The sequence below is a fragment of the Acinetobacter nosocomialis NIPH 2119 genome, from assembly GCF_000368085.1.
Taxonomy (GTDB): domain Bacteria; phylum Pseudomonadota; class Gammaproteobacteria; order Pseudomonadales; family Moraxellaceae; genus Acinetobacter; species Acinetobacter nosocomialis.
The window spans coordinates 524,664-537,241 of record NZ_KB849239.1 but is presented as its reverse complement, the minus strand read 5'-3'; the positions used below and the strand labels follow the sequence as shown (position 1 = coordinate 537,241).

At 36.5% G+C, this 12,578-nt stretch carries 12 protein-coding genes; 9 read left to right on the top strand and 3 right to left on the bottom strand.

The genetic code is table 11. The features are described 5' to 3' along the window. Positions 1 to 214 precede the first annotated feature (214 nt). From fis to F984_RS06560, 8 genes are all read left to right on the top strand, one after another. On the top strand, positions 215 to 484 hold the full coding sequence (gene fis / locus F984_RS06595) for a DNA-binding transcriptional regulator Fis (protein WP_001086304.1): 270 nt from the start codon (positions 215 to 217) through the stop codon (positions 482 to 484). Between the two features lie 88 nt (positions 485 to 572). Next, the gene (gene purH, locus F984_RS06590) at positions 573 to 2,147 is read left to right on the top strand and encodes a bifunctional phosphoribosylaminoimidazolecarboxamide formyltransferase/IMP cyclohydrolase (protein WP_004708032.1); all 1,575 of its coding nucleotides are present in this window, start codon (positions 573 to 575) and stop codon (positions 2,145 to 2,147) included. 125 nt (positions 2,148 to 2,272) lie between these two features. Further along, positions 2,273 to 3,559 carry a phosphoribosylamine--glycine ligase gene (gene purD / locus F984_RS06585; RefSeq protein WP_004708031.1) on the top strand — a complete coding sequence of 429 codons (1,287 nt, stop codon included), beginning with the start codon at positions 2,273 to 2,275 and terminating at the stop codon, positions 3,557 to 3,559. A gap of 471 nt (positions 3,560 to 4,030) precedes the next feature. Then, the gene (locus F984_RS06580; protein WP_004708030.1) at positions 4,031 to 4,903 is read left to right on the top strand and encodes a MetQ/NlpA family ABC transporter substrate-binding protein; all 873 of its coding nucleotides are present in this window, start codon (positions 4,031 to 4,033) and stop codon (positions 4,901 to 4,903) included. A 75-nt stretch (positions 4,904 to 4,978) separates the two neighbouring features. Beyond that, the gene (locus F984_RS06575; RefSeq protein WP_004708029.1) at positions 4,979 to 6,004 is read left to right on the top strand and encodes a methionine ABC transporter ATP-binding protein; all 1,026 of its coding nucleotides are present in this window, start codon (positions 4,979 to 4,981) and stop codon (positions 6,002 to 6,004) included. After that, positions 6,001 to 6,696, top strand: a complete 696-nt coding sequence (locus F984_RS06570) for a methionine ABC transporter permease (RefSeq protein WP_004708028.1) — start codon at positions 6,001 to 6,003, stop codon at positions 6,694 to 6,696. The genes F984_RS06575 and F984_RS06570 overlap by 4 nt, the downstream gene beginning before the upstream one ends. 162 nt (positions 6,697 to 6,858) lie before the next feature. Beyond that, positions 6,859 to 7,590, top strand: a complete 732-nt coding sequence (gene gloB / locus F984_RS06565) for a hydroxyacylglutathione hydrolase (RefSeq protein ID WP_004708027.1) — start codon at positions 6,859 to 6,861, stop codon at positions 7,588 to 7,590. A gap of 355 nt (positions 7,591 to 7,945) precedes the next feature. Further along, complete coding sequence (locus tag F984_RS06560) at positions 7,946 to 8,149, top strand: hypothetical protein (RefSeq protein WP_000758190.1); 204 nt, start codon at positions 7,946 to 7,948, stop codon at positions 8,147 to 8,149. A 242-nt stretch (positions 8,150 to 8,391) separates the two neighbouring features. On the opposite strand, the gene F984_RS06555 is transcribed toward F984_RS06560, so the two are convergent. Together F984_RS06555 and F984_RS06550 are read right to left on the bottom strand one after the other, a co-directional pair. Continuing rightward, positions 8,392 to 9,690 (bottom strand): dicarboxylate/amino acid:cation symporter, encoded by a 1,299-nt coding sequence (locus tag F984_RS06555; RefSeq protein WP_002049225.1) that lies wholly within the window; start codon positions 9,688 to 9,690, stop codon positions 8,392 to 8,394. Between the two features lie 480 nt (positions 9,691 to 10,170). Then, positions 10,171 to 10,728 (bottom strand): TetR/AcrR family transcriptional regulator, encoded by a 558-nt coding sequence (locus tag F984_RS06550; protein WP_002049198.1) that lies wholly within the window; start codon positions 10,726 to 10,728, stop codon positions 10,171 to 10,173. A gap of 137 nt (positions 10,729 to 10,865) precedes the next feature. On the opposite strand from F984_RS06550, the gene F984_RS06545 reads away from it, so the two are divergent. Next, entirely contained in the window at positions 10,866 to 12,068 is a 1,203-nt protein-coding gene (locus tag F984_RS06545; RefSeq protein ID WP_004708026.1) for an MFS transporter, read from the top strand. A gap of 38 nt (positions 12,069 to 12,106) precedes the next feature. Here F984_RS06545 and F984_RS06540 read toward each other — a convergent pair whose 3' ends face one another. Continuing rightward, on the bottom strand, positions 12,107 to 12,556 hold the full coding sequence (locus F984_RS06540) for a GNAT family N-acetyltransferase (RefSeq protein ID WP_004708025.1): 450 nt from the start codon (positions 12,554 to 12,556) through the stop codon (positions 12,107 to 12,109). Positions 12,557 to 12,578 lie beyond the last annotated feature (22 nt).

Genomic DNA, 12,578 nt, shown 5'->3' with positions numbered 1-12,578 from the left:
GCATAGCCTAACTTTTTTTGTTTTTGAGGGGGCTGTAACAAATATTTAACTATTGTTACGCTTATTTTTTACTCAATACGAAGATTTATGGCAAGCTAATTGTTCTTATGTTTTAGAGTCAATGTTTTAGGATCTAAAACAGGACTCCGTATTTTTAGACCACATTTATATACTACTTTACCCAAGCTAGTATTTGATTTTCGGATTAACTCGCATGAATAGCAAATCTCCTATTTTTACTGCACAATCTGATGTTGCTCTTCGCATCCACGTGGATCGCGCAGTTCGTCATTATTTTGCACAATTGCAAGGTGAGCAACCATCTCAGGTATATGACATGGTGCTAGCAGAAATGGAGAAACCTCTTTTATCTGTAGTTCTTGAATATACTCGTGGCAACCAAACACGTGCCGCAGAGATTCTTGGACTAAACCGCGGCACTTTACGCAAAAAGTTAAAAGCTCACGGTTTAATGAGTGAATAAATGATAAAATGCTCACGACGTCGTGGGCATTTTTTTATGCTTCTAATTGGTTTTAATCCGTAGACTTGAAATTGTTGACTTGAACATCATGACTATTAAACGTGCTTTGATTTCTGTATCAGACAAAACAGGAATTGTCGAATTTGCTCAAAACCTTGCAGCTTTAGGGGTAGAATTATTATCTACAGGCGGCACATACAAGTTGCTTAAAGATAATAACATTGCTGTTGTTGAAGTATCTGAACATACTGGTTTCCCAGAAATGATGGATGGTCGTGTAAAAACACTACATCCAAAAATTCATGGCGGTATTTTAGCTCGTCGTGGTCTAGACGAAGCAGTTATGCAAGAACACAACATTGATCCAATCGATCTAGTTGTTGTCAACCTTTATCCATTTGCAGCTACAGTTGCTAAACCTAACTGCTCTCTTGCTGATGCTATCGAAAATATCGACATCGGTGGTCCGACAATGGTACGTGCTGCTGCTAAGAACCATGCCTCTGTAGGTATTGTTGTAAATGCTTCAGATTACGATACAGTGATTAGCGAATTAAAAGCTACAGGTTCACTTTCTTATGAAACACGCTTCGATTTAGCGGTTAAAGCATTTGAACATACAGCTCAATACGACGGTATGATCGCTTCTTACTTAGGCGCTCGCGTTGGTAAGACCGAAGGTGAAGCTGATTTATTCCCTCGTACGTTCAACACTCAATTAAATAAAGCACAAGATTTACGTTACGGTGAAAACCCACATCAATCTGCTGCTTTCTATGTTGAAGCAAACGCAAAAGAAGCTTCTGTTTCTACAGCAAAACAATTACAAGGCAAAGAATTGTCTTATAACAATATTGCTGACACAGATGCTGCACTTGAATGTGTTAAATCATTTGCTAAACCAGCTTGTGTCATCGTAAAACATGCTAACCCTTGTGGTGTTGCGGTTTCTTTAGACGGTATTAAAGCTGCTTATGATTTAGCTTATGCAACAGATCCAGAATCTGCTTTCGGTGGCATTATTGCATTTAACCGTGAGTTAGATGTTGCAACTGCTCAAGCAATTGTTGACCGTCAATTCGTTGAAGTTATTATTGCTCCAAGCATTGCTGATGGCGTACTTGAGGTAACTGGTGCGAAGAAAAATGTTCGTGTTTTAGTATGTGGCGAATTACCTGCAATTGATGCACGTGCTCCGCAACTTGACTATAAACGCGTCAACGGCGGCTTACTTGTTCAAGACCAGGACTTGGGCATGATCACTAAAGATGATCTTAAAGTAGTTACTAAACGTGCTCCTACTGAACAAGAAATTGATGACCTTATTTTCGCGTGGAAAGTTGCGAAATATGTAAAATCAAACGCTATTGTTTATGCAAAAAATCGTCAAACTATTGGTGTAGGCGCGGGTCAAATGAGCCGTGTTAACTCAGCGCGTATTGCTGCAATTAAAGCAGAGCATGCTGGTTTGGTTGTTGAAGGCGCTGTTATGGCATCTGATGCATTCTTCCCATTCCGTGACGGTATTGATAATGCAGCTAAAGCTGGCATTAAATGTATCATTCAACCGGGTGGTTCTATGCGTGATGAAGAAGTTATTGCGGCAGCTGATGAAGCTGGTATTGCAATGGTCTTCACTGGTATGCGCCATTTCCGCCACTAATTTAAATTTAGTCCTCCCTAACCCTCCTTTTATTCAGGAGGGTTTTCCACAATAATGGAACTATCTCTCCACTTCGAGAAATAGAGGGGGATGAAAAAGGATTAAAGTTAAGGAACAAATTAAAAATGAATATTTTAGTTTTAGGTAGTGGTGGTCGTGAGCATGCTTTAGCATGGAAAATCGCGCAAGATACCAAAGTTACTCAAGTTTTTGTTGCGCCTGGTAATGCCGGAACGGCAACAGAAGCAAAATGCGTTAACGTCCAACTTGATATTTTGGACAACCCTGCAATTATTGCTTTTGCTAAAGAAAATAATGTTGAGCTGATTGTTGTTGGTCCAGAAGCACCATTAGTAAATGGTGTAGTAGATGCTGTACGTGAAGCTGGTTTAAAAATTTGGGGTCCAACTCAATATGCAGCGCAGCTTGAAGGCTCAAAAGCGTTTGCTAAACATTTTTTAAAACGCCATAACATTCCAACTGCTTTTTACGAAGTATTTACTGAAGTTGATGCAGCGAAAGCTTACGTTGAGAAAAATGGCGCACCAATTGTAATTAAAGCTGACGGTCTAGCGGCAGGTAAAGGCGTCATCGTTGCAATGACCAATGAAGAAGCTTTTGCAGCAATTGATGACATGCTTGCAGGCAACAAATTTGGTGATGCAGGTTCACGTGTCGTAATTGAACAATTCCTCGCTGGTGAAGAAGCTTCTTTCATTTGTATGATTGATGGTAAAAATATTTTACCAATGGCAACTTCACAAGATCACAAACGTATTTTTGAAGGCGACCAAGGACCAAACACTGGCGGTATGGGTGCCTACTCTCCTGCTCCAGTTGTAACTCCAGACGTATTTGAACGTGTGATGACTGAAATTATGCGTCCAACTGTTGATGGTATGGCTGCTGACGGTCATGTTTACACTGGTTTCTTGTATGCTGGTTTAATGATTGATGAACAAGGTCAACCACGCGTAATCGAATTTAACTGCCGTTTTGGTGACCCTGAAACTCAACCAATCATGATGCGCTTAAAGTCATCTCTTGTTGATTTGGTTGAAGCAGGTATCGCGGGTAACTTACCAAGCGAAGCAGAGTGGGATGAGCGTAAGTCAATCGGTATTGTACTTGCAGCAGAAGGCTACCCAGACAGCGTGCGTAAAGGCGATGTGATTTCAGGTATTGGTCAATCACCAGAAGATACTAAAATCTTCCATGCAGGTACTGCTACTCGTGAAGATGGCCACATTGTGACTTCTGGCGGACGTGTGCTTTGCGTAACTGCTCTAGGTGACAGCGTTCTTGAAGCACAAATTAATGCTTTAGAAGTTTGTGGACAAGTAACTTTCACAGGTATGCAATACCGTAGTGACATCGGTTACCGCGCGATTGCACGTGAAAAAGCTGAATAAAAGTTAGCAAAAAAAGCTTCCTATTTAGGGAGCTTTTTTATTTTGTACACCAATAGAAGAAAATGATATAAATTTTTATAAGATTTATTAAGATATCAACAAATAGAAAAAAGCCCTCTATATCAACTACATTTTTATTGCTATCATTAGTACATAGTTGTAACTGTCATCAGACACTGCTGTTTTAATAATTTCCATAAAGACTTGCTCTACAAATTATGCCTGTAGAGAGTTTTTTAATATTCTAAATTTATGAATGCTCGTTTGGCTACTGTTGGGGATGAACTGTTTGGGGAAACAGTTTTTGTTTATTAAACAATTACCCTCTGTTATAGCCAAAATATGCAAGCAAATTATGGAACCCCAGAAAAAGATCACAGAGTTTAGACTAGTTGTAATTCCAACTCCTCTTTTTTCATATTGATATAGATCAATCGTTATTGTTCTATATCTTAATCAGGACTTTTTTAAATGAAAAAGCTGATCAGCCTTTTTTTAAGCATGTCAGTAGTATTATTGACAGCATGTAGCAAACAAGAAAATGCTCAACAAGCCGAACAAAACAATGATAGTTCCAAAGTACAAAAGGTAGTAATTGCCTCTACAGGTTCGGATGCTGACATTTGGCGTTATATCGCATCTTTACCTGAAACCCAAGCTGCTGGACTGAAGTTAGAAGTAAAAAACTTCTCAGACTCCGTTTCAATGAATACAGCAGTTGCAAATAAAGAAGTAGATTTGAACGCATTCCAAGCTTATTCTTATCTTACTGTATTTAATAATTCAAACCCGGATAAGATTGCAGCGGTTTCTACCACTTATATTGAGCCAATGGGGATTTATTCAAGTAAATACAAAAAAATTGAAGAACTTCCTGAAGGTGCAATTATTTCAATCCCGGATGATGCTGCCAGCGAATCTCGTGCGCTACTCTTGTTACAAACTGCTGGCTTAATCAAGCTTAAAGCTGACTATAATCCTGTTCAGGGCAGTCCAATTGATGTTATCGAAAATCCCAAAAAGATCAACATCAAACCAATCAAAATGGAAACTGCATTACGTCTTAAAAATGAATTTGATGCAGTTGTATTAAATAATACCATAGCACTCGAGGGAGGTTTAAACGTACTCAAAGATTCTATGTTCTATGAACCTATTGATCAAATCTCAAAAATTAGTGTAAACGTTCTAGCAACTGCTGAATCACGTAAAAATGATCCTGTCTTGCAAAAAGTTGGTAAGCTTTACCACACTGCAGCTGTTAAAAAATACATTGAAGAACACTTTGGTGGAACAAAAGTTGACGTAGACAAACCAATCAGCTATCTCTCAGAAGCTAAATAGTAATATAATAGCCCAAACGTGAAACAGGCAAATTATCTTTGCCTGTTTTTTCTTTCAAGCATAGTTTCTGACGATATGATTCAATTTAAAAACATTTCAAAGCACTATCAGCTCAAAAGCCAAACCATACGCGCACTCGATCAAATCAATTTAGAGATTCCAGAGGGCAGTATTTTCGGCATTATTGGCTATAGTGGTGCAGGTAAAAGTACTTTAATTCGCCTGATTAATTTACTCGAACGACCAAATGAAGGTCAGATTATTATTAATCAAAAGGACTTCACTGCTTTAGATGCACGTTCATTACGTCAGGAGCGTGCAAATATTGGTATGATTTTTCAGCATTTCAATTTGCTTCAAACCAAAACAGTTGCTGAAAATATCGAAATGCCAATGCGCCTGCTAAATTATAAAAAAGCAGAACGTGAAAAGCGTTTAAATGAATTATTAGAGTTTATTGATCTTAAGCATAAAAAAGATGCCTATCCAGATGAACTCTCTGGCGGTCAAAAGCAACGTGTTGGTATTGCGCGTGCTTTAGCAAACCATCCTAAAATTTTATTATGTGATGAAGCCACATCTGCACTAGATCCGCAAACTACTCAATCAGTTCTAGAGCTTTTAAAGAAAATCAATCAAGAACAGAAAATCACAATTGTTATGGTTACTCATGAAATGGATGTCATTGAATCTATTTGTGACCATGTTGCAGTTATGGAAGCTGGTAAAGTGATTGAGCAAGGCTCAACTATTGATATTTTTAGTAATCCTCAGCATCCAACAACTAAAAACTTTATACAAACTGTTTTACATCAGCAGTTACCAGTTAACATTCTAAATCAATTAGAAAATCAGCATCACCACAGCATCTATTGCCTACAATTCTTAGGACGTTCGGCTCAAGAACCTGTAATTCAGTCACTTATTAAACAATATGATATTAGTTTAAATATCTTATTTGCCAATATGACTGAAATTAATGGCACAGTGATTGGTCAAATGTTTGTACAGCTTTTAGGTGATCCGCAGTTGATCAGTCAAGCGATTGAGTTTTTAGAGAAAAATGAAGTGAGCGTAGTTCAATCAGGAGATCAAGTATGAGAGATTTAATCGTACAATGGTTAACTGAACTTACTCAGCCTTTCTGGCAAAGTTCCCTTTCTATGGACCAGTTTGTAACTGCATTACAAGAAACCTTTAATATGGTGTTCTTTGCACTTATATTTGGTGGTATTTGGGGCTTCATCCAAGGCATTATTCTGCTTGTAACTCGCCCTGAAGGGATCTTACCAAACAAATTCATTTATCATTTGCTTAACCCAATTGTAAATGCATTGCGTTCTCTGCCATTTATTATTTTACTTATTGCAGTTATTCCACTTACAAAGTTCTTGGTAGGTACTTCGATTGGTACATGGGCGGCAATCGTTCCTTTAACGATTTATGTTGGACCATATATGGGCCGACTTATTGAAACTTCCCTACTTGAAGTAAATGAAGGAATTATCGAATCTGCTCAAGCAATGGGTGCAACGCCTTGGCAGATTATTTCACGCTTTATTTTACCTGAAGCTCGTAGTTCTCTTATTTTGAACTTAACAACTGCTACGATTAGCCTTATCGGCGCGACTGCTATGGCTGGTGCGGTTGGTGCTGGTGGTATTGGTGACTTAGCAATTTCTTATGGTTATCAACGTTTTGATACAAGTGTCGTAATTTTAACAGTGATTATCCTCTTGCTCTTAGTACAGATTGTACAGACTTTGGGCAACTGGCTCTCTAAGATACGTTAAATCATTTATATACAAATCAAAGCTCCCTAAACGGGGGCTTTTTTTGTTTTTAGAAGTTTTTGTCATCAAACAGTTCAGTACGTGGCTTAATAGCATTTTCTGTTATCATCAGAATTAGCGATTAATCATTTACTCTTTGGATTTAGTTTCAGGATAAAAACAATGCGTTATAGAATTCATTTTATTGATGTGCAAAATGCCCTACAAAACTATATCTGGATTTTAGAAGATACTGAAACTCATGAAGCTGTTGCAGTTGATCCAACAGAAGCTGAGTTAGTCACTCAATTTTGTGATGAGCATCATTTAACTTTAAAGCAAATTTGGCTTACACATTGGCATAAAGATCATATTGGTGGCGTTGCAGATTTAATGGCAAATTCCACTCTAGCTGTATATGGTCCAAGAGACGAATTAAGTAAAATTCCTGGTATTACCCATCCCCTTCAACATGATGACCATCTAAAGTTTAATGATTTAAAAGCAGAGATTATTGCGACACCTGGTCATACCTTAGGACACATTGTTTATTTTATTGAAGAGTTGAATGCGCTCTTTTGTGGAGATACTTTGTTTGCAATGGGATGTGGCCGACTATTTGAAGGTACGGCAGAACAAATGTATCACTCTTTAAATCGACTTGCTGCCCTTCCAACCACAACTAAAGTCTATTGCACACATGAATATACGCTTTCTAATGCTGAGTTTGCTTTAAGCGTAGAACCTGAAAATCATGCCTTACAAGAACGTGCAGAACAAGTTCGTAAGCTTCGCACGGAAGGTAAAATTACCCTACCAAGTAGTATTGAACTTGAGTTGGCAACCAATCCATTTTTACGTGCTGAAAGTGTAGATGAGTTCGCTCAATTACGTAGTTTAAAAGATAATTTCTAATTTTTTGGCTTTATATAAAGATACAGTTTAATTTTAAGAACTGTATCTTTTTGAATAAGGCATGTTTCGTGAAATTATTTTTTACATTTATTGATTTTAAATTAATTTTTTTTGATTAAAATTTACTCTAATTCTTATATTTTAAAATAATTATAAAAATTAAATAGTTAAATTTTATTAGTGATAAAAATGATTACACAAAAACTGAATAAATTCATAAAATGAAGAAGATTGGTTTATCTCTATTACTTTTTTTACAAGTTGCAAAATAAAACAAAGTTTTCCCCCTTTAAAAAATCCTAGTAAATCCCTATTAATAAATAAGGTGTAAGACACGGATAGAAGGAGTTCTCACGTGAAAAAGGTTGTTAAAGCTAAAAATTTAATTGCGTTCCGTATTTGGTTAGAAAAATTAGGATATTCGGTTAAAAATCTTGCCGATGGAAAAGGTTTCACTTTCAGTTTTAAAAAAGAATATGGTTTAGTCACGTGTGATTTGGCTGGTAATGCCTTAGCGATGCAATTAGGTGAAGAGTTTGAGGATCACTTAAAAGCGTAAGCTTGAGCTGTTTTGCATATACTATTTTTAGTATAGGCACCTCAAAAGTTCTACTTCATAAGTAGATCTATATGAGAGTTTGTGAGAAATTTTATACTGACCTCCCATAATTAAGCATTTATATAGAAGATAGTTTTTTTAAATTAAATTTTCGACTAGATAAAATAAAACCTGTAGCATGGCGCCTCTCCCAAATTGCCAATTGCTACAGGTTTTTTATTTCGAATTAAAATTTTAAATAATTAATTCGTTTTAGATTTTCCTAATGCTTTATCTAGAACGTCCTTGTCCAGAGCTTTGTCCCAACGAGCAACAACAATTGTTGCACATGCATTACCAATTAAATTAGTTAAAGCACGACACTCAGACATAAAACGGTCAATACCTAAAATTAGCGCCATACCTGCCACTGGTACAGATGGAACAACCGACAAAGTAGCGGCCAGTGTAATAAAGCCTGCGCCCGTTACCCCTGCTGCACCTTTTGAACTCACCATTGCCACTAAAAGTAATGCAAGCTGTTCACTAATGGATAAGTCTACATTACATGCTTGTGCAATAAATAAAGCGGCCATGGTCATATAAATATTAGTACCATCAAGGTTAAATGAGTAACCTGTAGGAATGACTAAGCCCACTACAGATTTTTCGCAACCTGCTTTTTGCATTTTATCCATGAGGGAAGGTAAAGCAGCTTCAGATGAACTTGTACCTAAAACCAACCAGAGCTCGTCTTTGATATAACGAATCAAAGCAATAATTGAAAAGCCGTTATAGCGCGCCACAGCACCTAGAACAATTAATACAAACAGCACAGCTGTAATATAGAAAGTCATAATCAACAGTAATAGATTACCAATTGATTCGATCCCATATGCGCCGATAGTAAATGCCATAGCCCCAAAAGCACCAATTGGCGCAAGTTTCATTAACATGCCAACCAAGTAGAAAACTGGAGCAGTAAGGTTATTTAGGAAATCAGTGATTGGACGCGCACGATCACCTAAAGCAGCTAAAGAAATACCAAATAACACCGCCACAAATAGAACCTGCAAGATTTCACCACCAGCAAGCGGACTTACCAGGGTTTGCGGGATAATATTCATGAAGAAGTCAGTAATATTGGTAGCATGAGCCTTCTCAACGTAAGTATTTACTTTATCGCTGACTAAGGTCGCTGGATCAATATTTAAGCCTTTACCAGGTTGAATGATGTTTGCCACAATCATACCAACCACAAGTGCAAGACTTGAGAAAGTAATGAAATATAGCATAGCTTTACCAGTCACACGTCCAACTCGACTCATGTTCGTCATGCTGGCAATACCAGTAACCACGGTCAAAAAGATTACGGGAGCAATAATCATTTTAACGATCTTGATGAATGCATCACCAAGCGGTTTTAAGCTTTGTCCAAGTTCAGGGTAAAAATGACCTATTAAAACGCCTAAAATAATTGCAAAAATGACCTGTACATACAAAATTTGGTGAAACTTCTGTTTTTTCTGTACCGTTTCTTGGTCAAGGGTATTGAAATCCATTATCTAAATACCTGTTCGATGGGGATAAAAAAATAAAATATAAAGCGTGCACCACAAGCTGCTTTAAAGGAAGTGAAGCCATTGTAAAGAATAAAAAACACCCTGTGTCATAAATTTAAAAAATGTTAAATTCAAAAATCATGTATATTTTTGTATACAAAACAATTATTTTACGGAATTTTTAAAAAATTAAATTTCTTAAAAATAATTAAAATTCCAGATAACCATATGTTTATTATATGATTTATATTATTTAAAACTTCCTTGAATGCTTTCAGTATTAATTTTACAATGAATAAAATCATCATTTCAAAAATAAATGATTAAAATAAATTCATATTTATTCTAAATTATGAGAATTTAATTTTTAAATAATAAGAAATATTGATATATAATTGTTTAATAAAAACAAAAACCTATATGCTTAGGCTAATTAAATGAGCCATTTTTAACTAAAAAGACAAACATATTTCTATGATTTTAAATAAATAGGCGTTTTAAAAGACTACGTACATAATCTAAATTTAATTCCTGATTAGTAAATAGAATCCGAAATAACATGGGTGCAATTACAGTTTCGATAATTTCTTGGTTTGGTATAGTGAACTCATTTCGTAATTTTGCACGATTTTGAATAATGTCGAGTTGCTGAATAATTAAACTTTCGCACATACGTGCATTAGAATCCGAATTTGATGTATACAGAACATCTCGTAATAAATCTTGTCCCACCTCGGAAGCATATTCTTCAAAATATTGCTCAACCCATGCTGTGATATCTTGTTTAAACGAACCTAAATCTTTGGGTTCCATATCAGGTTTAAGTTCATTTAAAGCTACATCTGAAAATAACTGATTGATGTCTCCCCATCGACGATAAATGGTTGAAGGTGTTACTCCCGCCTGTGAAGCGATCATTGGAATGGTAATCTGGCTTTGCTCGAAATCTTTTTGTAATTCTTTTACAGCATTATGTACCGCGGTTTGTATTCTTTCGCTACGGCCACCAGGGCGTAATCCAGTAACAACTTTTGCCATTTATAAACTCTGTAAAGGTCTCGAAAAATTTATAAATATTTATATCTATATACAAAATACACTAAAGCTAAGGATTTGCTTTAGTGTAAAAATAATGTATAAAAGCTAAATATTCGCTTTTATGTTATTCATATTCTATGAACAATTCAAGTTCAAAACGGTCAAGAGCTGTTTTTCAATTAGATGCGGCAAGTGCTTTGACACTTAATACCATCACGCTCATGACATTTATGGCTGCATCTAGTGCACCGACACCACTCTACCGCCTATACCAACAGCTTTGGCAATTCTCACCTGTCACATTGACTTTGATTTTTGCTACTTATGCTTTTACGCTGCTTGGCTCATTGCTCATTATTGGTTCTTTGTCTGACTATATTGGACGCCGCCCGGTTATTATTGCAGCTATTTCTCTGCAAATTATTTCAATGAGCTTTTTCTTATTTGCTTCAGATGTTTCAATGTTATTTATTGCACGAGGCCTACAAGGAATCGCAACAGGGCTTGCTGTTTCAGCTATAGGGGCAGCAATTTTAGATTTTAGTAAACTTCACGGCTCACTGATTAATAGTATTGCGCCAATGATAGGCATGGCTGTTGGTATATTTCTGACTTGCTCTATTTTGCAATTCTCTGCCCATCCCTTACAGCTTGTTTTTGAGTTCTTATGTTTTCTTCTTATTTGTGAACTCATTTTAAGTTTTATTACTCCAGAAACTGCACAAAAAAGATCCGGGGCACTTGCTTCATTAAAACCCAATATGGCCATTCCTCCGCAAACAAAAAGCGCTTTATTGAGTATTAGCCCGATTAACATTGCACTTTGGATGGTCAGTGGTTTCTTTCTATCACTTATGCCATCTTTACTGGCAAAAATTTTCCACACGTCATCGGCATGGTTAAACGGGATTATGTTTATGGCGCTCGCCCTTTCCGGTGCGATAGGTATATTAACGCTTAGGAAGTCGACAAATTTCCGTATTTTATTAACCGGTACGCTCTCGATTGCTATCGGTGCTATTGTCTTATTCATCGCCATTAACCTAACCAATGCTGTAGTTCTATTTTTAGGTTCTATTATTACTGGAGTTGGTTTTGGTACGGCTTTTATGGGGGCCATTCGTAGTGTAATGCCATTGGCGCTTCCTGAAGAACGTGCGGGTCTTATGGCTGCTTTTTTTGTTGAAAGTTATTTGGCTTTTAGTATTCCTGCAATTTTAGCGGGGTATTTTGTAGGTAAAATTGGGCTGATGAGTACAGCAAATAGTTATATTGGTTTTATTATCTTATTGTCACTGGTTGCCCTTCTGATGATTATTAAAAATTTTAAAAATAAATAAGCCATAAAAAAATAGCCTCTAATGAGGCTATTTGAATTCTAGGTATCTGCGACATACATACGCACCATCTCACCTTCCTCATCCTTTACCAACGTTAAAAACCGCCAACCACATTTTTCATAAAACTCGGTATGGTCTGTTATTAAATAAAGTGTTTGGATGCCCTGATTACTCAAGTCTTCACGTACAAAATCTAAAATGTGCTTTGCAATGTTTTGGTTTCGATAGTTCTCTTCTACAAATAAAGCACATAAGTTGGGTGTTAAATCTTTACGCTCATGGAAGTCATTATCAATAACTCCCGCTCCAGCAATTAAATGCTTATTTTCATTTAAAACAATGTACCACTGTGGAATAGCATGCTTCTGATCAATGGAAATCTGGATACTCTCAAGATAGGCTTCCACAGGGATTTGCCATTTTTCAGAAAACCACTGTGCAGCCATTTCTTTGTATTGAGGGTAATCAGATAACCGTAATATTTGCATAAAATAAACCTATTTTGACCAA